12 protein-coding genes and 4 pseudogenes are annotated in these 26,808 nt (G+C 68.2%); 3 read left to right on the top strand and 13 right to left on the bottom strand.

What is annotated here, in order from left to right; translation table 11 throughout:
• Positions 1–877: 877 nt before the first annotated feature.
• The 8 genes and pseudogenes from ACQEVZ_RS40185 to istA all read right to left on the bottom strand — a co-directional run.
• Positions 878–1,393 (bottom strand): winged helix-turn-helix domain-containing protein, encoded by a 516-nt coding sequence (locus ACQEVZ_RS40185; protein WP_433376496.1) that lies wholly within the window; start codon positions 1,391–1,393, stop codon positions 878–880.
• Positions 1,394–1,736: 343 nt separating this feature from the next.
• The gene (locus ACQEVZ_RS40180) at positions 1,737–2,438 is read right to left on the bottom strand and encodes an ATP-binding protein (protein WP_433376493.1); all 702 of its coding nucleotides are present in this window, start codon (positions 2,436–2,438) and stop codon (positions 1,737–1,739) included.
• A gap of 250 nt (positions 2,439–2,688) precedes the next feature.
• Positions 2,689–3,421: pseudogene (locus ACQEVZ_RS40175) on the bottom strand (Mu transposase domain-containing protein); the annotation flags it as partial.
• Positions 3,422–3,626: 205 nt separating this feature from the next.
• On the bottom strand, positions 3,627–4,181 hold the full coding sequence (locus tag ACQEVZ_RS40170) for a nucleotidyltransferase domain-containing protein (RefSeq protein ID WP_433376490.1): 555 nt from the start codon (positions 4,179–4,181) through the stop codon (positions 3,627–3,629).
• A gap of 86 nt (positions 4,182–4,267) precedes the next feature.
• Positions 4,268–5,842, bottom strand: coding sequence for a hypothetical protein (locus ACQEVZ_RS40165; RefSeq protein WP_433376487.1), 1,575 nt, complete (start codon positions 5,840–5,842; stop codon positions 4,268–4,270).
• Positions 5,839–6,159 carry a helix-turn-helix domain-containing protein gene (locus ACQEVZ_RS40160; protein ID WP_433376484.1) on the bottom strand — a complete coding sequence of 107 codons (321 nt, stop codon included), beginning with the start codon at positions 6,157–6,159 and terminating at the stop codon, positions 5,839–5,841. The genes ACQEVZ_RS40165 and ACQEVZ_RS40160 overlap by 4 nt, the downstream gene beginning before the upstream one ends.
• Positions 6,156–7,226 (bottom strand): tyrosine-type recombinase/integrase, encoded by a 1,071-nt coding sequence (locus tag ACQEVZ_RS40155; protein WP_433376481.1) that lies wholly within the window; start codon positions 7,224–7,226, stop codon positions 6,156–6,158. The genes ACQEVZ_RS40160 and ACQEVZ_RS40155 overlap by 4 nt, the downstream gene beginning before the upstream one ends.
• Positions 7,227–7,409: 183 nt before the next feature.
• Positions 7,410–8,102, bottom strand: a pseudogene (gene istA / locus ACQEVZ_RS40150) (IS21 family transposase); the annotation flags it as partial.
• A 533-nt stretch (positions 8,103–8,635) separates the two neighbouring features.
• Here istA and ACQEVZ_RS40145 point away from each other — a divergent pair.
• The gene (locus ACQEVZ_RS40145) at positions 8,636–15,421 is read left to right on the top strand and encodes a hypothetical protein (RefSeq protein WP_433376478.1); all 6,786 of its coding nucleotides are present in this window, start codon (positions 8,636–8,638) and stop codon (positions 15,419–15,421) included.
• A gap of 173 nt (positions 15,422–15,594) precedes the next feature.
• Here ACQEVZ_RS40145 and ACQEVZ_RS40140 read toward each other — a convergent pair.
• The 4 genes and pseudogenes from ACQEVZ_RS40140 to ACQEVZ_RS40125 form a co-directional block, all read right to left on the bottom strand.
• Positions 15,595–16,185, bottom strand: a pseudogene (locus ACQEVZ_RS40140) (IS256 family transposase); the annotation flags it as partial.
• Positions 16,186–16,518: 333 nt separating this feature from the next.
• Positions 16,519–17,610 carry an IS110 family transposase gene (locus tag ACQEVZ_RS40135; protein ID WP_433376395.1) on the bottom strand — a complete coding sequence of 364 codons (1,092 nt, stop codon included), beginning with the start codon at positions 17,608–17,610 and terminating at the stop codon, positions 16,519–16,521.
• A complete protein-coding gene (locus tag ACQEVZ_RS40130; protein WP_433376398.1) occupies positions 17,529–17,855 on the bottom strand; it encodes a hypothetical protein in 327 nt (108 codons plus the stop codon). Before ACQEVZ_RS40130 ends, ACQEVZ_RS40135 begins: the two co-directional genes overlap by 82 nt.
• Before the next feature lie 72 nt (positions 17,856–17,927).
• Positions 17,928–18,623, bottom strand: a pseudogene (locus ACQEVZ_RS40125) (IS256 family transposase); the annotation flags it as partial.
• 275 nt (positions 18,624–18,898) lie between these two features.
• Between ACQEVZ_RS40125 and ACQEVZ_RS40120 the strand changes: the two are divergent.
• On the top strand, positions 18,899–20,986 hold the full coding sequence (locus ACQEVZ_RS40120; protein ID WP_433376475.1) for a hypothetical protein: 2,088 nt from the start codon (positions 18,899–18,901) through the stop codon (positions 20,984–20,986).
• A gap of 748 nt (positions 20,987–21,734) precedes the next feature.
• Entirely contained in the window at positions 21,735–25,463 is a 3,729-nt protein-coding gene (locus tag ACQEVZ_RS40115; RefSeq protein ID WP_433376472.1) for a hypothetical protein, read from the top strand.
• Positions 25,464–25,537: 74 nt separating this feature from the next.
• Here ACQEVZ_RS40115 and ACQEVZ_RS40110 read toward each other — a convergent pair whose 3' ends face one another.
• Positions 25,538–26,785 carry an IS256 family transposase gene (locus tag ACQEVZ_RS40110; protein WP_433377271.1) on the bottom strand — a complete coding sequence of 416 codons (1,248 nt, stop codon included), beginning with the start codon at positions 26,783–26,785 and terminating at the stop codon, positions 25,538–25,540.
• Positions 26,786–26,808: the final 23 nt, after the last annotated feature.

Genomic DNA, 26,808 nt, shown 5'->3' with positions numbered 1-26,808 from the left:
TCGGTGCCCTCCTCGCGGGCCGACTCGGCTGGCGCTACGCGGAGTCCGAGCGACTTCCACTCGACGTCCAACGTGGACAAGAGTGGCGTCCGGCCGGCCGCTGCTCTGGGTGTGTACGCCTCGGCTTGGTACTGCCAGGTGCCGCGCGGGTGCGGGTTTGAGCGCCATCACGAACCCCAGCCGCCCTGACGCATTTCGGCACGCAGATCGTCGTGGTCGCCGTGGCCGCAATCGGCCACCACCGCCCGGCACGCGACCCCGGCCGCGCGCGCCTGAGTCACCAGATCCGAAGCGATCTGCAGCGCCCGGCAGCACTGCGAAGCGTTCTACACGTACTACAACCACGATCACCGGCACTCCGGGATCGGCCTGCACACCCCAGCCTCGGTCCACCACAGCACCGCCGGTCTCGTCCGCGAGCAGCGGCAGCGCACCCTCGACACCGCCTGGGCCACCCATCCCGAGCGGTTCGGTCGCCGGCGGCCCCGCCCACCCCGCATCCCGGACCGGACATGGATCAACAAACCCGACAACCCCGACCCCGACCCCGACCCCGACCAACCGACCACCAGCATCCACCCAGCAGCACACCTACCAGCAAGCTAACCGAAATCAACAAGCTGTCTCACTGGACTTGACAAGTTCCGAAGTGCGACGCCGGGGTGTACGCCTGGGCGTGTAACGGGCAGTAGACCCGCGGGTCGGCCCACAGCGTGGTCACTTTCGGTGTTGTAGCTGCCCGGCTTGGTCTGGAACACCAGTTTCGCGCGGCTGCGGTCGGGCCGGTAGGCCAGGACGCCGGCCATGGACATGCGGGTCCAGGAGAACCGGTGCCGCAGCACCGGAGTCTGGCCGCGCGGTGCCCAGGTTCCGCCGACTACCGGCAGGAGCGAGAACCCGCTCTCGTCCTGGAAACAGATCCAGGCGCCGCGTCGCCGAGCCCCCTTTTGATCCTCGGCCAATCCCGCTTCACCCACGCCTCGATCGCTGCGTCGTTACGTTCCACTGCCCGCCGGGCGGGCCGCTGCCGGGTCCAGCCGAGGCGCTGGCGCAGGATCAGCCAGGTCTGCGACAGCGTGTACCGAACCCCGGCCACCCGCTCGATCACCTCAGCGACCCGGGCCAGGGTCCACAGGTCCGTCCCGAACCCGTTCGCCTTCGGCCCCTCCAGCAGCGCCGCCTCCACCTCAGCCAACTGCTCGTCGGACAGCCGCGGGGTCCGCCCCAGCCGGGCCGCGCCGGCCAAGGCCTCCCGACCACCGCTGCGCCACGCCGCATGCCACCGCGACGCGGTCTGCGCCGACACCCCCAACTCGACGACCACATCGGCCTGCCGCGCGCCGGCCTCGAACAACTCCACCGCCCGCATCCGCCGCTCCCGCAACGCATCCACGTCACAACCGGGATCACGACGCGGCCCTATCTACCGTCCAGCAGTACGCATGACCATGATTGTCTTACCCACCAACGGCATCGACCCGCAACGACTCACCCGAATGTTGAAAGATCTTTAATGGACAGTGCTTGCCGCACGACATCTCACGAGCCGTTCGCCTCGCCACCGGCGGCGCCCGCGCTCGCGCAAGGCTCCAGGCCTGCGACTAACCAAAGGCTCAGCCCGCCGGCGAACCACTCAGAGATCATGCCCGCCGATCACCGCGACCGCTGCACGCCCCACTCGACATCCCGGGTCAAGCCTTCAACGTTCTGCCAGGGGTCAACAGCGGCCGCGGTCCTCAACCAGGGTCGGGTAGCCGGAGGCATTTCAGCCTCCGGCTCCCACAGATCCCGGCGTGACAGTCTCTGCAAAGCAGATCGACGCGGCCGTAGCGGGCGATGGTTTTGGTGAGCTGCTTGTCGTCGGCGGCCTCGACGAGCTCGTTGACGAGTTTGGCGGCCATGACGTAGCGGACCCGGTAGCCGGCCATGGCCGCGGCGGCGCCGAGACCGATGAGCAGGTGACTCTTGCCGGTGCCGGAGTCGCCGATGAGGCAGAGCGGTTCGCCGTTGCGGACCCAGGCGCAGGTGGACAGGGTGTGGATCATTGCAGGGTTGACGGTGGGGTTGGCGTCGAAGTCGAAGTCCTGCAGCCATTTGTCGCGGGGGAACCCGGCGGCGCGGATGCGGCGTTCGGAGCGGCGCCGGTCGCGTTCGTCGCACTCGGCGAGCAGCAGTTCGGCGAGGAACCCGCGGTAGGTCAGCTGCTGGCGGTTCGCGGCGTCGGCGACCTCGCCGGCGCGGTCGCGCAGCGTCGGCAGGCGCAGGGTGCGGCAGGCGGCCTCGATCGCGGCGTCGGCGGCCTGTTCGGTCAGGCCTCGACCGCGTTGCGCGAACCCGGCGGTCGGGCTGGTCGTGACCGCCGGCGCGGTTTCGGTCTCGCGGTTGGCGGAGCGGCTGCTGGTGCGTGGGCGTGGGGTCGTGGTGCGGCTGGTGGTCATGACACTCTCCCGGTAGCCGGCGGCGGGCCGTCGTTCGCGGCGCGTCGCAAGGTGAGTAGTTCGTCGTAGTGCGCGACGCTGGGCAGCGGCCGCGGGTCTGGGGGCAGCCCGCCGATGACCGCGGCGGGGTCAGCCAGGCGCCGTTCGGTGAGGCTGACGACCTGCGCCCCGCCGGTGTTGCCCGGCCAACCCGACTGGCCGGTCTGGGCGGGTTGGCCGGGTTGAGTGCGCCGCGGTGTCTGCTGGGTGCGTTTGCGGGCCTCGACCGCCACGACGTCCGGGGTGCTGGTCCCGGCGCGTAAGGCTGCCTCGAGGCCGGCGACGACGTCGGCGTGCGGCAGGTAGCGGTGCAGCAGCAGGACCTCGACCAGCGCGCGGGTGCCGCCGGCGTCGCCGTGGGCGCGGCGGGCAGCGGCCCAGAACGCGTCGTGGGCGCGGGTGAACCAGCCGTTCGCGCGGGCCTGCGCCAGGACCGTCGCGCCGGGCAGCGCGCCGGGCTTGCGGGTGAACACCTCGAGGTAGTGATCCAGCACGAGGGTCTGCGAACCTGTCGCCACCGCCCGTTGATGCCGGGCGACTTCCCGCCGGCCGTCGAAAACGATCACCTCCGACGCGCGCAGCAGCACCCGCACCTGCCGGCCGATCAGCCCCGCCGGGACGGAGTAATGGCAGCAGCGCACCGTGACCCGACCGAACCGGTCGACCCGCGGGGTCAGCCACAGCCCGGTCTCGAACGCGTCGCTGGGCAGTTGGCGCAGCAGCGGCCGCTCGGTCAGGAAGTCCTGCCCGACCGTGCTCGTCCGGCCGGTGATCCGGCGGGCGTCCTCCGCGGTGTCGGCCTGATCGATGACCGCGTTGAGCTCGGCCAGGTCGTCGGCCACCGGGGTGAGGTGGGTGCGCCGGAACCGGCCGATCTCACCCTCGACGCCGCCCTTCTCGTGCGCGCCTTCGACGCCGGGAATGCAGTAGAACGGGTCGAAGCCGATCCCCGGTGAGTTCACGAATACTGACGTCATGCTTGCCTGAACTCACCGCTGCAACAGCGCAGCGGCGGGTGAGTTCGGACTTCGTGGCGTCGATTGATGACACGCCCGTTGAGATCTTTATGCTCCGGCCTGCCGGATTGTGCAGCACTCGTCCCTCAATGTGGTTCAGTGCGGACGGCCGCAAGTCGGCGGTCATCTTTTGTTACTCAGCCGCTCCCAGACTGTTGTCGGCTCTCTCTGCGGCGAGCAGCCTTCGTAGTATCTCCATGTCGCCGATATCTTTCTGCCGCCACGGCCGGCCGTTGCGCAGGTGCGGGAACTGCTCCTTCATCGCGAGCATGCCGGAGACGCTCATGGCAAGGACCGGCGTGCCGTCGAGCGTCACGGGCTCGTCGTCGAAGGACCCTGGCGGAAACAGCCAGTCAGAAAATCCTCCGAGGGGCTGGTCGAATGATCCGTCGGGTCGTCGGTCGAAGTAGGCGGTGCTGAAAGAGGTCCCGTCAAGGATGAACTCGCAGGACTCTTCTGGCGGCTGAGTCGGCAAAGCCGTGCCGCCGGTCCCTTCGATCAGTGCCTTTGATTGCTCGGCGTGGGTGCGTTCGACCCAGAACTCCACGTCGCCGTGCTCTCGCGTGATCCTGCCGATCCTTGCGTCGAGTCCCCAGCCGCCGAACAACCACGCCGGGATGCCCTCGGCTTGCAGGGCCGCGATGACTTCGCGGATGACACGTAGCTGCGCCGTGGCCTTTGGACCCATGGATTGATCCTGTCACGGGGCGCGACGGCCGATCTATAACCCCTGGAGCCAGCGAATCGTGATGTCTATCGACTTGCTCTCAGTGTTCACGTCGGTTTCTGCTCGGCGGGCTCCCCCGGCCAGACGGTCTTGGCGTAGCGCAGAGCGGGTTTGGCGCTGAGTCCGAACATCACGGCGATGTGCAGCGGGTCGCCGTTGGCAGCTCGCGCCTCTTCCAGGATGCGATCTTCGCGGAGTTGGGCGGCGGTGGCCGGTAGGCCGTCGAAGAGGCTGGTGAGCCAGTAGGCGCTGACTGGTCCGCGTTCGTGGGCGGTGCGGCGCGTCAGCAACAGGTGCTGGTTTCCGGTGTCTGGCCAGCGCTGATGCCGGTAGTGCAGGTAGGCGGCCAGCGCGGCAGTGGTGAACGCGTCCAGGCGCCGTCGGGCGGTGCCCAGGTTAATGCGCTGGTTGGGTAGATCGATCTGGTCGAGAGTCAGGTCGCGGACCTGATGAGGGCGTAAGGCGTGGACGCCGATGAGCGCCACCACGGTCTGCAGAGGGGGGTCGTTCTTAGCCGCGTCGCCGATGGCGTGCAGTGCTTCTCCGGTCAACGCGGCCGGCGTGCTCGGGTTGGCGCTGCCGACGTGAATCCGTGCGAGCGGATTGGCGAACACCAGTCGCTGGGCCTTGAGGACGCCGAACAGGTCGCGCAAAGCGTGAGCGTCGGAGGCCCGGTGTTTGCGGTCGTCGAGCCAGTCGAGCACGTCTTGGCGGGTGACCTCCCGCAGTGTGGTGTAGCGGTCGGTGATCTCGGTGAGGAACGGGTGGGCGGCCGCCAGCAGGGTGAAGGTGGTGATGCGGGGTCGGGCTCGCCGCCGTGGGGTGCCGTGTCGGAGCACGGTGATCCAGGCGTCGAGCTCGTCGCGGATCCGCGGGGGCAGCGAGGCGAACTTGGCGTCGATCCAGACGGTGAGCGAGTCGGTGCGGTCGTCGACGACGAGGTCGTCGCTGGCGGCGAATAGGACTTCGAGCACGCGCAGGCCGGGGACGCCGTGCGGGCTCATCGCGGTGACGGTGCTGGCCTTGACGGGCTCGCCGGGTTCGTGGCAGCTGGCGATCATGCGCAGGCCGCGGCGAACCTGTTGCAGGGTGCGTGGTGGCCAGCCGTTGTGCTCGGCCAGGACATCCGCGTGGCGCAGCACCAGCTGCAGGAAGCCTGGATCGCGAGGCGGGTCGAGGCTGCTGGCGTGCCGGCAGTCGCGCGGCGCATCGACCAGGATCGGCTGTTCCCAGCCCTTCGGCCGCGCGGCCGGAGCCGCCAGTGCCGCCGAGAGCGCCGGTGACTGCGCCGGCTTCGAGCGGCTCCTGGCCGCCCGGGAGAAACCGGCGAGGAACAGCTGCTGGCCGGTGCTGGCCGCAACGGTCAGATCCAGCGCGATCTTGCAGTCGGGTCCGGCGACCAGGCTGGCCTGCCGGCGGCAGAGCCGGCAAACGCCCTCGTCGACCGGGACGGCGCGGCGGGCGCAGGTGCGGCAGCGGCCGAGCGGATTCTTGCGGGCGAACGCCTCGCAGCCGCGGCAGACCCGCTGACGCAGCACGCCCCAGGCCAGGCACTGCTCGCAGCTGCGCGCCGGGCCCCGATAGACGCGTTTGCCCCGGCGGCGCGGTGAAGCTGCCGTCATACTGGGGGTTTGCTGCGGCCGGTGTGCCGGCGCTGGATAGGTGCCTCGCCCGCCACGGCCCGCAGCGGAGCGGCCTCGGCCGGGCGCGGCGCCGGCAGCGGAAGGTCTTCCAGCACCAGCAGGTCGTTCGGGGTGCAGCCGAGCACCGTGCAGATGATCTGCAGATCTTCCAACCGGATCGTCACCGGTTGGCTCGACCACAGGTGCGACATCTTCCCGGCGCTGATCACCAGGCCCGCGTCGGCGAGCATGGCCTGTAGCTGCGAGGCTTTCCAGATGTCGCGTTGCGCGGCGGCCAGGCGCAGGTTCCACTTCATCGTCGGCTCCCGAAACGGTTCGCGGCCCGCTGGCCGGCACCGGCCCAGGCGTCTTCGATGTGGGTTTTGTCGACGTGAACGTAGATCATCGTTGTGTTGAGCCAGGCGTGGCCCAGGATCTCCTGGATAGCCACGACGTCCATGCCGTTGCGGTAGAGATCGGAGGCCGCGAAGTGACGCAGCAAGTGCGGTGACAGCCGGCCGGTCTGCGCGGGCAGGTGGGCGGCGACGGCCTCGGCGAGCCCGTCGCGCAGCGTGTCGGTGGTTGCGAAGCCGCTGCTGCCGTCGGCTCGGCGGCGTTCGGACGGGAACAGCGGCGCCATCGGGTCGTTGATCCGGTCGTCGAACTCCCAGCGCGGTCCGTGTACCCACCAGTCCAGCAGTTCACGGGACCCGTTGATCAGCGGGACCAGGCGTTCCTTCTTTCCGCGGCCGTTACTGCCCTTGCCGCGCAGCAGCACCTTGCCGAACCGGCCCAGCTCCCAGCGCAGGTCACCCATGCGCAGCAGGCACAGCTCCGACACCCGCGGGCCGATCAAGCTGACCAGCCGGAATGCCGTGTAGTTGCGGACCGCCGGCGCGTACTTGCGGGCGCTGTCCAGCCCGTGCTGCCAGCCGGTGAACAGCTGCGTGACCTCCCGCGGTGTCGGCGGGATCCGCAGCCGGCCATGGGTGCCGCCGCGCGGCCGGTTCATCTCGTCCAGCGGTGACTCGACCACAAACCCGGTCGCCGCGTGGATGTCCGGCTTGTGCCGCAACTCCAGGAACTCGAAGTAGACGGCGAACCCGGCCGCCTTGCGGACCTTCGTGCCCGGCATCGCCTGCCGCAGATGCCGGCCGAAGAAGGTGTCGATGTGCTGGGGCGTCATCTCCCATAGCGGCCGGCCGAACCACTCCCGCAGTTCCTCGACCGCGGCCACGTCGGCTCGGATCGTCGCGTCGGTGATTCCTGCTGACGAGCGTGCCAGCACGAACTCGGCCAACAGATCCTGCTCGAACGCCGCGATCTGGCCGGGTTCGTCCAGTCGCTGATGCGCCCGCAGGTCCCTGACCACTGCCACCGACACAGCGGCCTCCAGCTCGAAGATCCACGACAACCATCGGCTTCCCGATGGATACCTCAGGAATCCCGAGACTGGATCATAGATTCATCGAAGATCAGGAGTCCAGCCCTGCGTCGAGGTCAGCCCGGTCACCACGCTGGCCAAGGTGGACACCCGGCCGCGGGAACTCACGGCAACACGGGTTTAATGCGACCGGAACGCGACCCAATGCTCCGACTCGCGGCGGTTGCGGCCCAGCAGCACCCGCGACACCGCCGAACGCAGATTGTCGTAACGGATGTGCCCAGCCGGCACCCCACCGATCGCCGTGAACGCGTGGACGTGCCCTTCGATGAACGCCTCCTGACCCTGCGAGGCAAACACCCGATGCACGGCCTTGCCGGAGAACGACAACCGGAACGCGAACAGGAAACACTTCGTGCGTTCCCCGGCCAGCTCGACCCAGACCTCGCCGAAGTCGACTTCGGCCTCCGCCCCCGGTGCGTGATCCTGCAGGATGAACGCCGCCGGCCGAGCCCGCCCAGCGGCCGCCGCGATCTCCGGCCGACGCCGGCGCACGTAGTCCCGCACCGCCGAGTACGACAACCCGACCACACCATGCTCGGACAGCAGCCGATCATGAATGCGTCGTGCGGTATGCCGCTGCTTGCGCGGCGCGTCCAGATCCCCGTGCAGGATCTCGTCGATCACCGACCGGACCGGATCAAGCTTCGGCGCCTGCGCAGTGCGCGGCTTCCGCGGAACGGGCACCGCCGAGCGCAGCGCCTCCCGCACGGTGCGCCGATGCACACCATGCCGCTCAGCCAATGCGCGGATCGACAGCTCTTCACGGCGCGCGTCGCGCCGGATCGCCTCGAACAGCTCCACCCTGGATCTCAACCAGCCCCCTACCGCGATGCGACACGGAACCGCCGAAATTCATCCTGCCGGTGGGGCCAATATCAACCGTCACAAACGCCTGCCATGTCACCCGGCCGGGGCCAAATACGACCGTCACACCACCATCCCGAACTCCGGGTGGGGCCAATTTCGGCCGTCGCATCAATCGGCCATCATCACCGCGGCCGGGGCCGGATATGTCCGTCATCGTGGGGCCACGAACGACCGTCACAGCCAAATCGAAATTCGGCTTAACGACCGCACCGACGCGTTCGAGCGCGCGGTAGGTGGCCTGACCTGGGCAGATGCTCCGACCTAGTGACACGCCCTACCACCAGGTAGCCAAGGGTTTCTGCAGAGCTCAGACCCCAGAGGCGTGGGACTAGTCACCTCCGCAACTGCGGAACCCGGGTTTCGGGCGCGTTACGTTTCTGCTGGTGGGTGCCTTTTTTTGTGGGACGTCGGGGGCTGGAAGGTGGACTCGTTGGGTGGGCGGTGTGGGTTTTAGCGTGTGGTTGCAGGGGTCTGAGTTGTTGGAGGTTGTCGTGCCGGAGAGTGGTTTGGCGTTGTCGTTGTGTCCGGATCGGGTGGCGATGCCGGTGCCGTCGGGTTCGGTGTTGGGTGTGGGGTTGGTGTCGCGGGTGGTGGCGGTGCGGGTGGTGCGGTATGCGTTGGGGTGGCGTGCGCCGCAGACGGGTGAGGTGCGGTTGATCCTTGCTGGGGCGGGGTTGTTGGGGTCGCCGTTGTTGTCGCGGTTTTTGGGGCAGTTGCCGGTGTCGACGCGTGGGGTGAGTTTTGTTGATGCGGTGCCGGTGTCGGTGCCGGGGTTGGGTGTGGTGGTGGAGGCTGCGAATGCGTTGGGGGTGCCGGTGGAGGTTGGGTTGGGGGCGGTTGGGGGGTTGGACGGGTTTGCTGACGGGTTGGGGTTTGGTGGGGGGTTGTTTGAGTTTCGGGATGGGTTGGGGTCGGTGCCGGGGGTGTTGGCGGATCGGGTGCGGGTGTGGCCGGTGGATGTGGTGGGGGAGGGTGTGTTGTCGGTTGAGGTGGTGGCTGGGCGGGTGGCGGAGCGGTTTGGGGTGGTGGTGGGGGATGCGGGGGTGGGGGTGTTTGGGCTTGGGTTTGGGTGGGTGGTGCAGGTGTTTGGGTGGGGGTTTTGGGTTCGGCCGGAGGGCGTTGGGGATGGTGTGGTGGCGGGTGTGGTGGGTGATGTGGTGGCGGGGCGTGTGGGTGCGGGGCGGGTGCGGGCTGGTCGGGCTGGTCGGGCTGGTGGGGGTGTGGTTCGGCCGTTGGTGTTGTTGGGGGTGCCGGGTGGTGGGACGGCGCCGGATGTTGTGTTGGAGCGGTTGGAGGGGTTGCGTGGTGTGCTGTCGCGGGTGGTGGTGGCGCGGTTGTGGGTGGAGTGGCTTGGTGGGCGGCCGTTGCCGCGGGTGACTGAGTTGTCTGATGCGGAGCGTGTGGAGCTGGCCGGGACGGTTCCTGGTGGGGTGACCGAGTTGGGTGGTCACGCTGGGTCTTCGGGTGTGGGGCGTCGCCGGTTGTCGGGGATGCTGGCCGATTTCGGTGTTGTGGGTGGTGATGTGACGGTGGGTCGGGTCGGTGAGCTTGCGCCGCGGTGGGTTGCGTTGCTGCTGGGTGGTGAGGTTGTTCATGCGGATGGGCCGTTGCTGGCGTCGTTGCTGGATCTTGTTGAGGAGGGGGTTGACGCGGCGGGGTTTGACCGGGCTGGGATTGTGGCGGTGGCGGGTGCGGCTGGTGTCAGCACGGTGTTGGTGTCGGCGTTGAGTTTGCGGATCGGGCGGGTGCCGGTGGAGTTGGTGTCCGCTGATCCGGGTGGGTGGTTGATCCGGTTGGCGGCGTGGTTGGGGGTGGACCCGGCGGTGCTGCCGACCGACTTCAGCCGGCCCGGGGTGTCTGGGGTGTCTGGGGTGCCGGGTGTGGTGGGGCCGGTGGATGCTGCTCGGTTGGCTGCGGTTGCGTTGCGGGGGGATCCGGTGTGGTCGGCGGCGCATCCGCCGGAGCAGGAGCTGCGGGTGCGGTTGACGCAGACGGTCGTGCAGGCGTTTGCGTTCGGCTCGGCCGCGGATGAGCTGGGACCGTTCGGGGAGTGGCTGGCCGGGCAGGGGCGGGACATCGACAGTCTCAGCCTCGGCATGGAGGCGGTCGAGGTGCAGGAGCGGTTGCGGCGGCAGTGGCTGGCTGCGGTGTTCCTTGTCCCGGTGGAGGAGATCGTCGAGGATGAGGTCATCCGGCCGTGGCTAGTGTATGGGGCGATGTGGCGGCTGGCGCGGAGGCTGGGGGTCGCGCCGCAGGTCGTGCGTCAGGCCGCGGTCATGGCGGAGGATCTCCTGGCAGATCTCGACGACCTTGATGAGATCGGCGGGCGGTACGGGCTCAGCGGTGCGGCGTTGTGGCGCCTGGCGTTCGATCTCGACCTCGATCCGTGGGCGCTGGAACCGGTCCTGGCCGGCCGGACCACGTTCACCGCCGCCGCCGTCCGCGCCGATCTCGACCGGTGGAGTGCCCTGCTCGGTGTCTCGGACCGCATCGCTCTGGCATTCCTGCGTGACACCCGCCGCACCGGCACCGACCTGGCCAGCACCAGCATCGACGACCTCGACGCCTGGGCCGCGATGATCCTCGTTCCGAGCCGCTCCGCCGACGGCTGGACCGTTCGCGGCGCCCGGGAATGGCTCGGCCCCCGCTACCTCGACCCGGTCCTCTGGGCCGCTGACGCACTCACCTACACCCCGGGCGACCTGATCCGCACAGCCCACGCCAGCGGTGTCAGCCCGTACTGGCTCGCCGCCGCCAGTATCCGCACCGGCCTGCCGTTCACGGACCTCGCCACCATCGCACGAAAACTTGCCATCGACCCACCACAATTCCTCGCCATCGCCGCACACCTGAGCATCATCCCGGACCGGCTCGGCGGCCTGCTGCAAGACCTGCAGGACGACCTGCCCGAATGGCGTTCCCGCCTGAACAGTCCCCAGCCGCACGGCGACCTGTACCGCGCGGCGCTGGCCCTGGCCGAGCAATTGCGTCCTGCAGCATCGCCACGTGATCCGCGCCGGCGTAATCCAGGGCGACGGGTTTTCGGCGACAGCGGTCCCGGCGGTCTTCTCAAGATTCTGCCGGTCGTTACCGCCGACGACCGCGACGTGGTCAGCCATGCCGTGCGCGAAGAGTATGTGAGCGTGCTCCCTGTCGATGCCAGCGGTAAAGTGCGGCGTCGCCTCTGGGCGCATTGGGCCAGGAACTGGGCGCCGCGACTAGGCCAGCCGGTCGAGATTGTCGAAGCAGATCTGTGCCGCCGCCACTGGCTGTCACCCGGCGCGGTCGAAGCGGCTGCTGCCGCGATCGGTGGCGGCATCGACCCGGCCGAGGTGTGGAAGTTCGCGGTCCGTTTCGGCCGTATTCCCAGCGACGTTCACCAACTCGCCGACCAGTGGGGCATCGAGCCCAGCGCCCTGTTCCAGATCGCGCTGACCTTCGACACCGACCCACGCCACCTCAGCCCGATCCTTTCGGTCTACCGGCCAGATCAACAGCGCACCCTGACCGACCACATCACCGAATGGGAAGCGTGGTTCGACGAACAGCGAGAGATCCGGTCCGACCGCGGGCTGCTGATGACCGCCCTGCACGACCATCGCATGACCATCGAATCGGCGACCGACACCGACGAACTCCGCGACATCGTCGACTCCTGGATCGCCACCACCCTCGGCCAGTCCATCGAAGCGTTCCACGAACTCGAACGGACCGGCCCGATCGACGTCCGCGCTGGCTGGGGCCTTATGGCAGGCGTGACCATCCGGCGGCACCGGACATGGAGCCCGTTCTGGACCAATGATCCTGAACAGCTGCGGTATGATTGGTCGTATCCCTTGATCGCCCAGCGGTTCGGCGTTTCGGCGGAATGGCTGCGCGGCGTTGTTCTTCGCTCCGACATCAAGCTCGACGTCACAAACTGGGACGCGTCCCTGCCGACGACCGCCCTGCCGACGACCGCCCTGCCGACGACCGCGCAACTCGCGCTTGCGGCCGACCTCGGGTATCTTCCGACGCTTTCCGTCGAGCAGACCGACCAGCTGCGTGAGCCTGGCGCGTGGCGGGCAACCGTCCGGGAGATGGCGGCCGCGTTTCCCCGTGGCCCCCGGCGGGACCCCCAGGCCAACCTTCTCCGCGCGTCTTCTGTCGCGAAGACTCTGGCGCTGTTCGCCACGTTCCAAAAACTCCCGCGCCCCTTCGACTGGTCCCGGTTCAACGGTTTGGAGCAGGCGATTAAGCACGGCCTGACCGACCGCCCCAAGGGTACGGACCGCAGTGTCATAGATGGCCGGGACTATGACCTTCTCGCGCGGAGCCCGCAGTTCTGGGCCGCCTTCGCTGAAGAGGCAGTAGAGGCAACAGCCTCCCCGGACCTGAAGTTGGAAGCCCACCTGCGGCTGATGGACCGGTTCGTCGACATGCTCGGGAGGCCCTGGTCGGACCCAGGCATCCCCGCCGGCCGGACCTGGCGGGTGGTCCACGCAGCCGACGCGGCGGGCAGCGACACGCACCTTGCGCAGCTGTATGTGCGGCGCGCCATTGGCCTCTACGCCCCGGGCGGCTGGCGGGGGATCCACCTGCAGCCGGCTCCGGAGTCGGCCCGGCTGTCGCGGGCGGCCCTTGGCTTGGACCGAGTCGCGGAGGTGCTCGACAGCGCCGGCTGGGACCGCTACACCAGGTGGCTCAGGGAATATGGTGATACCCCTCTGCCCAGAGCTCAACCTTACTGGAAGTTCCTGCGGGACACCGGCGGGCTTTCCATCGATTCGTTGCTCGCGTCGTTGCTCGCGGCCTACCCCGGCCGCTCGTTTGTCCGGTTCGACGGCTTGCAGGACGACCCGGGGTCTGTCTTCGACGGCGTCGTGCGGCACCTCGCGACGACCGAAGGCGCACGTGGCATCGTCCTCTATCGCACGGGGACCGAGACCATGACTAGGATGGGGCTGATCAACGCCTTCCGTGGCCCGTCCGGCGCAGTCCTGTTCGTCGACCCGCTGACGCTGTCGCTGGCGGTCCTGCCGACCGAAGGCCAGGTCGAGGTGTTGTTCCTGCCGACGGATGGTGCCGGGCCCGGCACCGGTGTCACCCGCGTCGACCCACGCACCGACCTGGCCTGGCCAGATCCACTACGGGACCACGCGGATGCACTCGGTATCAACCGGCTTGTCCTCGGGCAGATGTTCGTCGACACCGGCCGGACGGCGGAGTGGTCCGGTGACCTGAAGGCCGCCCGTGGCGTCGTCGACGACTGGCATACTCACGTCCTCGGCGTGACCGGCGTGCCGGTGGCAGCAGCGGGGCGGATCGAGCGGCTGATACTGCAGCTGTTCCGGCTCGCCGGCTCGTCGGTCGAGACCGCCGACGAGGAAGCCCGCCAGCACGGCGTCTCCGCATCGTGGTTCCGCGCCACGGTCCTGCGCGCTGCTGATGGCGCGTTTACGCCGGATCTTCTGGTGCCCGCAGGCAGGTTCGCCTCCGGGCAGGGGCCGTGGGCCGGTGTGCTGAGTCTGTTGCCGTACGTTGGTGATCTCACCGATGAGCAGTTCGAGGCGCTGCGTGTGGGGTTGGCCGATGACGATGTCGCTATCGCCTCGCTGCCGGATGCCGGGCGGGCGCCCTACGCCGCAGCCGTGCTCGGCGATCCGCAAGCGCTCGCCACATACCTGCTGTCGCAGGTCGCTCCAGCCGGGGTCGCGCACGCCAGCTCCGGCCGTGCAAACCTGACCGAGCAGCGCCTGTACCTCAGTCGTGGCGGCCCTCAGTTGCCTCGCCGGCAGGATATCGTCAGCACGGGCAACCCGCTGGCCGACGTGGTGGCGCTGGATGAATGGCGCCGCGGGCCGGTTGCTGGCCGTCTCTTCCCGCAGTTGGAAACGTTGGGGATTGCGGATCTGGTGCAGCGCTATGCGGGTGGTGGGGGGTTCGTCCGGTTCCTGGACGAGGCCGGCCGTCCGGTGATCGGTGTTGGCGGTCTGGTGCGTCATCTCGCGGGTACCGGCGATGCGGGTGTGGTGTTGTATCGCGCCCTGGATGGTGCTGGCGCGCCCGTCGAGCGGGTGATGTACGCGTTCGACGAGCAGGGCACGGTCATCCTCATCGACCCTGTCACCCTGGAACTGGCCGACGTGGACGAGGATGAGGCTGACGTGCTGTTCCTGTCCACCGGCGGGCAGGCAACGACCGGCGGCCGGGCTGAGCATGTCGACGCCGGTGCTGACTGGGCGGGCAGCCTGGCGGAGTTGCTGCTGCCGCCGCTGCTGCTGCCGGACGGGGTGACCAAGGTCGTGAACAAGCGCGGCGGCAGTGCACTGGTCGTCGACGATTCGGGCGAGCGGAGCCCGTTGTGGAGGAATGTCAGGCGGCTCACGGGCGCGTTGCCCGCCACGTTCGTGATCGTCGACCGGCCGGGCGACGACGAAGTGCTGGGCGGGCTGAAGGTCCTGCTGGAACGGCTGCGGCTGCGCGGGCAGGTGCCGGTGGTCCTCACATCCCGGTGGACGCCGGCGCTCAGCGGTGTGCGCGATCAGTTCGGGGTGGCGATCGTCTATCAAACCGTGCCCCCCGGCGGGCAATCCAGCCTCCGGTTGGACAACGTGTGGGCACTGACCGGCGCTCGAGCCACCGAGCCCGAGCATCACGGGGCGACGCTGGCCCTGCAGATCCTCCATGATGCGGAAGCGCTGGTGGTGCCGTCCCCGCCGGTCCCGCGGAAGCTCGCCTCCTGGCTGGACATGTGGGCCCGCGGTGATCGGGAAGCCTGGTGGAACCTGCTCGCCGTGCATCCCGCACGACTGACGTCCCAGGCGGTGCTGGACTGGCTCGCTGAGATGGCCGACCGGGCACCGCGCGGGGTCAACGACGCCCACGTCCACGGTGCGGTCATCCGGCTGGCCCGCGCCCAACACACCGACCTCGCCTACCGGTTCTTCACCGCGCCCGATGCGGAGGCGCGGGTTGCGGTGACGCTGGCGGTCGAGCCGCAGGACCTGCGGGACGTGACACCGCAGCTGGCAGACCTCGGCGAGGCCATCTCCGCAGGGCCCGTCGACAAGGCCAACGCCGCAGTCCTGCGAGCCCTGCACGAGGTCCTCACCAAAGACAGCCCGAAGGCCGAATGGTTCCCGGCAACCGTCATCAGGAACCTCACCCCGCCCGACAGGATCCTCTGGGCCGACCGGCTCAGCGCGCTGACCACGCTACCGAACCTCGGCCCCAACCAGCAGCTGGCGCTCGACGACCTGCGCACCCTCACCCTCACCTGCTGAAACGATGACCAAGACGTTGTTGCTCAACTGCCGACGCTGTCATGACCAACCGGCGCCGGTCGGTCCTGTGATCCGGGGTCCCTCTGAGAGTCGAAAATGAACAAAAAACCTCGGGTCTGTCAAATTAACGGTGGAAGTGTTGTTCAGGTTTGGGTTTCGGTAGTCGGGGTTGTCTATGTGCGGGGGTTGGAGAGGCGTCCGTCGAAGGTGATCTCGAAGGCGTTCAATGCCTGTTTCCAGCGGTTGGACCAGCGTTGCCGGCCGCGGCCGGTGGGGTCCAGGGACATGACGGTGAGGTAGAGGATCTTCATCGCGGCCAGCTCGTTGGGGAAGTGGCCACGGGCGTTGACCGCGCGGCGGAACCGGGCGTTGAGACTCTCGATGGCGTTGGTGGTGCAGATGATCGACCGGATGTCGGTGTGGAAGGCCAGGAACGGCACCATCTCCGCCCAGGCGTTGGTCCACAACCGGACGATCGCCGGGTACTTCTGTTCCCAGGCGGCGGCGAACTCGGCGAACCGGTCCAGGGCGGCCTGCTCCGACGGCGCGGTGTAGACCGGCTTGAGCGCGGCGGCGATCGCGGTCCAGTCCTTGCGAGAGGCGTATTTGAACGAGTTTCGCAGTAGGTGCACGATGCACGTCTGGACCACCGTGCGGGGCCAGACGGTGGCGACCGCGTCGGGCAGGCCCTTCAGCCCGTCGCAGACGACGATGCACACGTCCTGGGTGCCGCGGTTGCGGATCTCGGTCAACACGCGGAGCCAGCTGTTCTGAAGCACATGTCAAGGGCCTGTTGGGCGTGTTTCTCCGACCTGACGTGATGGCCAGGTTGTTGATCTCTATGGCCGGAGTGGTGCTGGGTGCGTGGCGGCGTTTCCGGTGCGGTGCTTACTCATGTAGTCGCGTTCGTGACGCTGGCTGTTGTGCGCACTCGCGTGAGCGGAAGAGACCGGACGTCTTGCTGGCTACGCAGTCCAGGCTCGGCTGCTGATGCTTGACGACGTCGCTCCGGCCCCTGCCACCTTCGGCCTTGCGGTCGTGCCGCAAGGAGACTGCATCCGGTCGACCCCGGGGTTTATGGTGGCTGCTGAGACCGGTTACGTCGCAGCGGTCGCCGGGTCGGCGGCCATGGCGGACCGGTCTCGCCGCTGACGGCCGGAGGTGCTGGCTGCCCACTTGGCCGGGTCGTAGGGCTGCTGCGATCGGATCACCGCGAACGCAAGCCGGTGGGCGCGGTGCGCCACGGCGATGGCGGCCACCATCGGCTTCTTCCCCGCGTCGACCAGCCGGCGCTTGTAGGCGGCGAAATCGTTGTGGTGCAAGGCGATCCCGGTGCCCAGGGCGATCATCGCCTGCCGTAACTCGACCGAGCCGACCTTGCTGATCTTCACCTTGGCGGTGCGCCGTCCAGCCGACTCGTAGCTGGTGGGGGCCAGACCGGAGTAGCGGTAGGCCGCGCCGGCGTTGGCGAACCGGGCGGGATCGCCCAGGGCTGCGCCGTAGTAGGAGGCGGTGAGTGTCCCGACGCCGGGTATCGAGGTCAGCACCCCGGCGGGTGTGTCGGGCAGCAGCTGCGCCAGGCGCTGGTCGCAGGCGGCCAGGTCGCGTTGCAGGGCGTCGAACACCTCGACCTCCGCGGCGAGCAGTCGCGCTGCGGCGGCGCGTTGCGCGTCGGGCACGCACATCGCCTCGCCCGCCGCGGCGATGACCTGGGCCGCTTTCGGGCGGGTCATCCGCACCTGACGGGATCGGGCGTGGTGCACCAGTTCCTCGGCGCTCATGGCGGTCACCCGCGCCGGGTCGGGCAGCGTGGCCAGCAGCATCCGCAACGTCTTGGCCTCCAGGCCGGTGGTGAAACACCCGGTCAGGCCCGGGAACGCCAGATCGGCCAGGGCGTGGACCTGGCTGCCCAACGCCTGCGCGGCGGCCAACTTGCGCCGGCGGTGGGCCACCCATACGACCTGCTCAGCCATCGCGCCGTCCTGGCGGTGCAGCGGCCAGCCCTGCCCCCGCACCAGCAGCTCGACCATAGCCGTGCAGTCCCGCACGTCGGTCTTGACCCGCGCAGCTCCGAGCTGAGCCCTGGCCATCTTGACCTGGTACGGGTTCAACTCGACCACGTCGAACCCGTTGCTGCGTAACGTGGTGGCGAGAGCTTGGTGGTAGTGCCCGGCGGCTTCGATGCCCACCGCACGCTTTCGGCACCCACCCGCTGCCGCGTAGCGGCGATAGTCGTCACGAGCTTCCCAGCGCCGGAGACGGTGAGGTCGAACTCGAACGGCGCAACGATGATCTGTCCATAGTGGTCAGCGACCAGAGCCACCGCGGTGCGCTTACCGACGTCGACCGGGACCACCAGACAGCGCTGCGGCGCCAGATCACGGATGCGATCCACATAGCCAGCCTGAGCGACACCACCGGCGAAGCTCGCCATATCAACCTCCTTCAGGGGAAAGATCAGCCCACTCTCCCAAAGGAGCGGTCCCGGACCTGGGACCTACTATGAGAACTTGGCGCCCTCACCGCCGTCGCCGGCCCACAACCCCAGGATGTCCCGGGTGCCCTCGACCGTCACGGCCAGGGCGACGTAGATCGGCCGGTTCGCGACCTTCCCGTCCCGGATCTTCACGTGGATCGCGTCGAGGAAGATCGCCGGGTAGACCGGGTCCAGGGGCCGGTTCTGCCACTCCGTCATCCCCTCCACGACCTTGTCGGTGATCGTGGAGATCGTCTGCCGGGACACATCCGCGCCGTACACCTCGGCCAGATGCGCCGACACCTCCCCGGTGGTGAGCCCTTTCGCGGTCAACGAGAGGACCAGATCGTCCACACCGGACAGCCGGCGCTGCCGCTTGCGCACGATCTGCGGCGTGAACGACCCGTCCCGGTCCCGCGGCACGTCGAGCTCGACCGGTCCGGCCTCGGTCAGCACGGTCTTGACCCGCCGACCGTTGCGGGCGTTACCAGAGGACGTGCGGCCCGCACGCACGTGCTTCCCCGAGCCGAGATGCGAGTCCATCTCGCCCTCCAACGCGGCTTCCAGAACCCGCTTCGTCAGCTGCTGCAACAGACCACCCTCACCGACCAGGCTCACACCCTGCGCCCGGGCCTGCCCCGCCAACCGTGCGATCAGGTCATCGTCGACCAACCCGGCCAACCCCACGTCATCGGCCAGCGGCTGCACATTCGCGTCTGCGGTCATCGTCATCTCGGTGTCCTCTTTGTCTGAGTTACACCGTTAAATTTACAGTCCTGACCTTTTTACAGACCCATAGTCCCGGTTGGGGGACTGTGGCCGTGTTCAAGGTCAGGGGTCAGGGCCTTTGGGTGGGTTGGGGTTATGTTGATGGTGGATGGGTCTGTTGTATTGGGGGTGGGGTGTTGACGGGTGCGCAGTGGTTGGGTCTGTGTCCGGTGTTGCGGCAGGTGCCGGCGGGGCGGGCGACGGTGGTTCGGTTGCGTTCGTTGGTGGGTGAGGTGGCTGAGGATGTGGTGGAGTATGCGCGTTCTCGTCCGGCTGATGGTGTGGTCCGGGTGGTGTTGGATGGGGATTTGTTGCGGGGGTCTGGGCTGGAGTTGGGTTTGGTGCCGTATGTGGCTGGGTTGTCGTCGTTGGTGCGTGCCGTGTTGGTGATCGATGCGGGTTTGGTGCGGCCGTTGCCGTCGGCGGCTGAGGCGTTTGCTGCGGTTGACGTTCTGGGTGTTCCGGTGGAGTTTCCGGTGGGGTTGCCGGTGGGGTTGCCGGTGGGGTTGCCGGTGGGGTTGCCGGTTGGTGTGGATGTTGGTGATGACAGCGGCCGGTTGGAGTATCGGGATGCTGGTGGTCGGCCGGTGTCGCGGCGGTCTGCGGTGTCGGTGTGGTTGTGGCCTCGTGGGTATGTTGCGGGAAGCGGCGCTGCCGATCTGTCGTTGGGGACCGGCTTGTTGGGGACCGGCTCGTTGGGGCAGCCTGTGCTCGACCAGTTCGCCACGGACCAGCGGTTGGCAGGCCACGCGCTGGTCTCGCCGGCCAACACGTTCGGCGCGGGCGACGGGTCCGACCACGCCTTCCACGCCGCTACTCACGCCGCTACTCACGCCGCTACTCACGCCGCTACTCACGCCGCTACTCACGCCGCTACTCACGCCGCCGCTGACGCCGCTACTCACGCCGCCGCTGACGCCGCCACTCGCGTTGTTGCCGGTGGGGGCACCGTCGGGCGTGGGGGGCGCGGTCGGGGGGTGAAACGTCGGCGGTCTGTTCAGGGTTCGGTGCAGGGTTCGGTGCAGGGTTCGGTGCAGGGTTCGGTGCAGGGTTCGGTGCAGGGTTCGGTGCAGGGTTCGGTGCAGGGTTCGGTGCAGGGGTCGTCGGGGCGGGTGGAGCGGGTGGAGGTGGTGTGGGCGGCCGATTCTGTTGATGTTGTTGAGGCTGTCGAGGGTCGTTTCGGGCGGCCGGTGACGCCGCCGGGTCGGCCTGATATTGACGGTGGTGGTTCGTTGGGGTTCGCGGCGGTGGGTGTGGAGTTGGAGTTGCCGCGGTTGAAGCTGGCTCGTCCGAAGCGGTCGGGTGGTGGTCTGTTGCTGGGTACGGGGAAGTTCACCGAACTGGTGATGGACGGTCTGTATCGTGACGTGCCGGAGATTGTCACGGTTCCGGTTGGGTTGTTCGGGGACCGGCCGGGCCGGCCTGCCCGGGTTGAGGTGTTCGGGGAGGTGCGGCGGTGGGCGGCGGCGTTGCTGGCCGTCCCGGTGGACGGCCAGCGTCTCGACAGGCTCACCGAGGAGGTCATCGCCGAAGGTCGCGGGTTGGCGCTGGAGCCCAGGTTGGCTGGGACGTTGGTGGTTCCCGATCCCGACGAACCGAGCATCGACGTGGACTACAGCGTGGGTGTGCCGGTCACCCGGCTCGCCGAATTTCTCCGTCTTGCGCTTGAGCGGGCCCGGACGGTGCCGGCGTTCTTTGAGATCACCGCCGCCATGCAGCACACGGTTGACGCGTTGGACTACGCACGGCACGAGGCCGGTCGGCTGCTGCCCGAAGACCCGGGCTCGGCTGAGGTCCTGTCCGGGTTCCTGGCGCTGCTCTACACCCAGATCGCGGCCTTCCTGCACGTCTTCGACGATGACGACAAGGCCGGCAATCCCAAGAGATACACGCTGCTGATGTCCCGTACCTCGATGTCGGGCATCCGCGCGGCCCTGCCCGACGGCCTGGCCGGCATGCTCAAAGAGCATGTGGCAGACCTGATCGACCGCTTCGCGGCACACTTCAACAACCACAACGCAACCTTCGTCGGCCGTGTCGCCCGCAACGATGTGGACACCATCTTCCGCCAGCGACCGTACGGATACGACTTCACGCCGTACCAGTACCTCCGAGCCGCGCTGGGGGCCGGCACCAAACCCATCCACCAGGACAGGCTCCTCGTCCACACGTACTTCCCCGTAACCGACCGCGCCGGCGGGCATCACCTGGCCATCCTCGAAATGCGGTATGCCCTCGGTCAGAACGCCACTGTCGACGAAGCCCTCGACTACGTCGAACAACTCAGCACCCTCCTGGCCCCCTCCACGACCGCGACATAAGCGACACCCCCACCACCCCCGCTCACCCACAACCCCGCCCACACGACCCACCCACCACGCCGCACGCCGGACCCCACCTGCCGGCCCCGACCAGCCAACCGCTGACCAGCCAACCGTTCGAGCCGGGCGGCGACCCCATCCATCCACGCCGGCCGACCGTCCCCACCCACACCCACACCCACACCCACAGCGACACCGGCAGCGGCAGCGGCAGTGACACCGACATGCCTGACGCGCTGCCACCGGCCAGCCCAGCCAGTCCCACGGTCAGTGATCCGCCCCTGCTCGTGGTGACTGCTCTCACCGCGATCCACACGCTGGAACGCGGCACCGCCGACCCGGTTCAGCGCACGTCGGTCGAGACCGCGGCACGGTTGTGGACACACATGTTCACCACCCCCGGGAACTTCTCACCCACCGACGTCACCGGCATCGTCGCGTCCGAGGACCCAGCCGGAAGCGGGGAATCCCCGACCCGGCCCGGGTGGCTCGGACATACCAGCACCTCAAACTGCTGCGGTTGGCAGGCCTGGCCCGACAGGTATCCCACTCCGCCGGCGGCGTGCGCTACCGGCCCGGCCTGCCCCGCACATGGCAAACCAGCGAACACCAACAGATCCAACACTGGACCGGCCAACTCCCCGACCCCGGCCGTACCACCGCCCAACAGCGGATCCCCCCCACCACCACAGCCGACCCACCGCCCGTCCCCACCACCATCAAAACGGCACTGACCGAAACCCGCAAGGTGGTTGCCGCGACCGCGCTGCGGTTGTGGGCAGCCCTGCTCACCAAGCCGGAAGCGGTCAGCGTCGACGACATCATCGCCGGGGACCTGGGCCCGCTCAACATCAACTCGGCGTCCGCCGCTAGCAGCTACCTGTGGGCGTTGCAGGCCCAGGGGATGGTCAAGGAAGCCGCCCGTGCCGGGAACCGTCAATTCCACACGGCGGTGCTGCCACCCGGCGGTGCCTGGACCGACGAGGACCGGCGGAAGATACGGGACTGGGCCGACAAGCTCCCCGAGTCCGACCACAACTGGGCCCTCCAGCGGATCGACGCACCCGGCCAGGTCATCACCACCACCCCCACCGAAGCCGACCCACCGCCCGTCCCCACCACCATCGATACAGCACTGCAGAAAACCCCCAATGTGGATGCCGCGACCGCGCTGCGATTGTGGGCAGCCCTGCTCACCAAGCCGGAAGCGGTCAGCACCGACGACATCGCCGCCGGGGACCTGGGCCCGCTCAACATCAACACGACGTCCGGCGCTAGCAGATACCTGCAGGCGTTGCAGGCCCAGGGGATGGTCAAGGAAGCCGCCCGTGACGGGCACCGTCGACTCCACACGGCGGTGATGCCACCCGGCGGTGCCTGGACCGACGAGGACCGGCGGAAGATACGGGACTGGGCCGACAAGCTCCCCGAGCCCGACCAGGACTGGGCCCTCCAGCGGATCAACGAGCCCGGCAAAGTCATCACCACCACCCCCACCGAAGCCGACCCACCGCCCGTCCCCACCACCATCGATACAGCACTGCAGAAAACCCGCAATGTGGATGCCGCGACCGCGCTGCGATTGTGGGCAGCCCTGCTCACCAAGCCGGAAGCGGTCAGCACCGACGACATCGCCGCCGGGGACCTGGGCCCGCTCAACATCAACACGGCGTCCGCCGCTGGCATATACCTGCGGGCGTTGCAGGCCCAGGGGATGGTCAAGGAAGCCGCCCGTGACGGGAACCGTCGACTCCACACGGCGGTGATGCCACCCGGCGGTGCCTGGACCGACGAGGACCGGCGGAAGGTACGGGACTGGGCCGACGAGCTCCCCGAGTCCGACCAGGACTGGGCCCTGCAGCGGATCGACGCACCCGGCAAAGTCATCACCGCCGCCACCACCACAGCTTCCACCAGTTCGCCAAAGCCTGCCAAACGTCGCCGAACCATCCCCACCACCACCACCACCGCCGCCACCGAAGCCGACCCACCGCCCGTCCCCACCACCATCGATACAGCACTGACCGAAACCCCCCGGGTGGTTGCCGCGACCGCGCTGCGGTTGTGGGCAGCCCTGCTCACCACGCCGGAAGCGGTCAGCGCCGACGACATCATCGCCGGGGACCTGGGCCCGCTCAACATCAACTCGGCGCCCGCCGCTAGCAGGTACCTGGGGGCGTTGCAGGCCCAGGGGATGGTCAAGGAAGCCGGCCGTGACGGGCACCGTCAACTCCACACGGCGGTGATGCCACCCGGCGGCGCCTGGACCAACGAGGACCGGCGGAAGATACGGGTCTGGGCCGACAAGCTCCCCGAGTCCGACCACAACTGGGCCCGCAAGCGGATCGACGCACCCGGCCAGGTCATCACCACCACCACCACCACCACCGAAGCCGACCCACCGCCCGTCCCCACCACCATCGATACAGCACTGACCGAAACCCGCAATGTGGATGCCGCGACCGCGCTGCGGTTGTGGGCAGCCCTGCTCACCACGCCGGAAGCGGTCAGCGCCGACCACATCGCCGCCGGGGACCTGGGCCCGCTCAACATCAACTCGGCGCCCGCCGCTGGCCACTACCTGCGGGCGTTGCAGGCCCAGGGGATGGTCAAGGAAGCCGCCCGTGACGGGCGCCGTCGACTCCGCACGGCGGTGATGCCACCCGGCGGTGCCTGGACCGACGAGGACCGGCGGAAGATACGGGACTGGGCCGACGAGCTCCCCGAGTCCGACCAGGACTGGGCCCGCAAGCGGATCGACGCACCCGGCCAGGTCATCACCACCACCACCACCGAAGCCGACCCACCGCCCGTCCCCACCACCATCGATACAGCACTGCAGAAAACCCGCAATGTGGATGCCGCGACCGCGCTGCGATTGTGGGCAGCCCTGCTCACCACGCCGCAAGCGGTCAGCGCCGACCACATCATCGACGGGAAACTGGGCCCGCTCAACATCAACTCGGCGCCCACCGCTCGCGGATACCTGCGGGCGTTGCAGGCCCAGGGGATGGTCAAGGAAGCCGCCCGTGACGGGAACCGTCAATTCCACACGGCGGTGCTGCCACCCGACGGTGCCTGGACCGACGAGGACCGGCGGAAGGTACGGGACTGGGCCGACAGGCTCCCCGAGTCCGACCAGGACTGGGCCCTGCAGCGGATCGACGCACCCGGCCAGGTCATCACCGCCGCCACCACCGCCGAAGCTTCCACCAGTTCGCCAAAGCCCGCCAAACGTCGCCGAACCATCCCCACCACCGCCACGGCCGGCCCACCGCCCGTCCCCACCACCATCGCCCCGATCGTCGTCCCCACCGTCGACGGGACCCTGACGCCCACCAACCCCACCACCAACCCCACCACCAACCCCACCACCAACCCCACCACCAACCCCACCACCAACCGCATCGCCGGCCCCATCGCCGCCGACCGGGGTCTCACGCTGATCAGCGCAGACAACGGACGCAACAGCCCGAGCCGGATCGCGTTGCGCGATGCGGCTGCAACGCTACCGTTCCCAGTACTCGCCTTGAACGACCCGGCTGCGCTGCTGGACCTGATCGCTGCAGTCGAATGGCTCCGGTGGCGCGGCCAGGCACCGGTCGTGCTCGTCCCCCAGGGCGAGAACCCAGCAGTGGCACACGCACTGCAACAACAGCAGGTCGCGATCGTGTACCCGAGACCAAGAGGACTCGGACACGAATGGCACATACAGGGACCAGACCAACCAGCAGACCAACCAGCAGACCAACCAGCAGACCACCTCACCGAGACCGTCACCGAGACCTTTACCGAAGCGCAGCTGCGGCAGGCACTCGAACACGCCCACAACCTGTCCCAGCCCATGCCGATCCCGGACCGACCATCACCAGAACTGGCCGAGTTCCTGTCAGCCACCGACTGGTCCCACGCACAGCAGATACACACCACACACCACCAGGTGCTACACCAGGACGACGCACCACGGCAGATACGCGAGATCACCACCCGGTCACCCAACGACCACCGCCCGAAGATCTTCCAAGCAGTACTGGACCTAGCCCGTGCCGAACACGCCGACCTGGCCTTCAACTACCTGCAAACACCAGACCCAGCCAACCGGCAGCAGCTACTGCTCCGCAACACCCAACACGACAACGAACCGCCCGACCAGCACCGCAAAATGGACCTCTTCATCATCGCCGATCGGCGCAACCTCCTCGCCGAACTGATCAGATCAGCACGGACAACGGACACAAACACAAGCAACAGCGAAACCGCACTACAGATCGCAATGGAAATCACACTGAGCGGAAACACACTGACACTCACCGACACCGAACGCAACGCAATACGCTGCCTCGACGCCAACCGCCGCGATGAATGGCTGACCGACCGGCACAGAATCCTCAACCTCATCAACAACGAACTCGGACCAGCCGGCACAGACCTCATCAACACCATCCAGCAACTCGCAAAACTCGTAGTCAAATGTTGACCGCGGGGTCTGTGGGTCTGTCAAATTAACGGTGGAAGTGTTGTTCAGGTTTGGGTTTCGGTAGTCGGGGTTGTCTATGTGCGGGGGTTGGAGAGGCGTCCGTCGAAGGTGATCTCGAAGGCGTTGAGAGCCGCCTTCCAGCGGTTGGACCAGCGTTGCCGGCCGCGGCCGGTGGGGTCCAGGGACATGACGGTGAGGTAGAGGATCTTCATCGCGGCCAGCTCGTTGGGGAAGTGGCCACGGGCGTTGACCGCGCGGCGGAACCGGGCGTTGAGACTCTCGATGGCGTTGGTGGTGCAGATGATCGACCGGATGTCGGTGTGGAAGGCCAGGAACGGCACCATCTCCGCCCAGGCGTTGGTCCACAACCGGACGATCGCCGGGTACTTCTGTTCCCAGGTGGCGGCGAACTCGGCGAACCGGTCCAGGGCGGCCTGCTCCGACGGCGCGGTGTAGACCGGCTTGAGCGCGGCGGCGATCGCGGTCCAGTCCTTGCGAGAGGCGTATTTGAACGAGTTTCGCAGTAGGTGCACGATGCACGTCTGGACCACCGTGCGGGGCCAGACGGTGGCGACCGCGTCGGGCAGACCCTTCAGCCCGTCGCAGACGACGATGCACACGTCCTGGGTGCCGCGGTTGCGGATCTCGGTCAACACGCGGAGCCAGAACTTGGCGCCCTCACCGTCACCGTGCTCCCCGGCCCACATGCCCAGGATGTCGCGGTGCCCGTCCGCGGTCACGGCGAGGGCGACGTAGATCGGCCGGTTCGCGACCTGCCCATCACGGATCTTCACCTGAATGGCGTCGATGAACACGACCGGATACACCCGATCGAGGGGCCGGGACTGCCATTCACCCATCGAGTCCAGGACCCGGTCGGTGATCGTGGAGATCGTCTCCTTCGACACCTCCGCGCCGTACACCTCGGCCAGATGCGCCGACACCTCCCCGGTGGTGAGCCCTTTCGCGGTCAACGAGAGGACCAGATCGTCCACACCGGACAGCCGGCGCTGCCGCTTCCGCGCGATCTGCGGCGTGAACGACCCGTCCCGGTCCCGTGGCACGTCGAGCTCGACCGGTCCGGCCTCGGTCAGCACGGTCTTGACCCGCCGACCGTTGCGGGCGTTACCAGAGGACGTGCGGCCCGCACGCACGTGCTTCCCCGAGCCGAGATGCGAGTCCATCTCGCCCTCCAACGCGGCTTCCAGAACCCGCTTCGTCAGCTGCTGCAACAGACCACCCTCACCGACCAGGCTCACACCCTGCGCCCGGGCCTGCCCCGCCAACCGTGCGATCAGGTCATCGTCGACCAACCCGGCCAACCCCACGTCATCGGCCAGCGGCT

The organism is Dactylosporangium sp. CA-152071, from assembly GCF_050936335.1.
Taxonomy (GTDB): Bacteria; Actinomycetota; Actinomycetes; order Mycobacteriales; family Micromonosporaceae; genus Dactylosporangium; species Dactylosporangium maewongense.
The sequence above is the reverse complement of the archived record's forward strand: the minus strand, read 5'-3'. Positions and strand labels throughout refer to the sequence as shown.

What these genes read in the sequence shown, in the direction of transcription:
- ACQEVZ_RS40170 (WP_433376490.1), bottom strand. Translation starts at nt 4,181, where the DNA reads ATGGGTCCAAAGGCCACGGCGCAGCTACGTGTCATCCGCGAAGTCATC.
- ACQEVZ_RS40165 (WP_433376487.1), bottom strand. Translation starts at nt 5,842, where the DNA reads ATGACGGCAGCTTCACCGCGCCGCCGGGGCAAACGCGTCTATCGGGGC.
- ACQEVZ_RS40130 (WP_433376398.1), bottom strand. Translation starts at nt 17,855, where the DNA reads ATGGCGAGCTTCGCCGGTGGTGTCGCTCAGGCTGGCTATGTGGATCGC.
- ACQEVZ_RS40180 (WP_433376493.1), bottom strand. Translation starts at nt 2,438, where the DNA reads ATGACCACCAGCCGCACCACGACCCCACGCCCACGCACCAGCAGCCGC.
- ACQEVZ_RS40160 (WP_433376484.1), bottom strand. Translation starts at nt 6,159, where the DNA reads ATGAAGTGGAACCTGCGCCTGGCCGCCGCGCAACGCGACATCTGGAAA.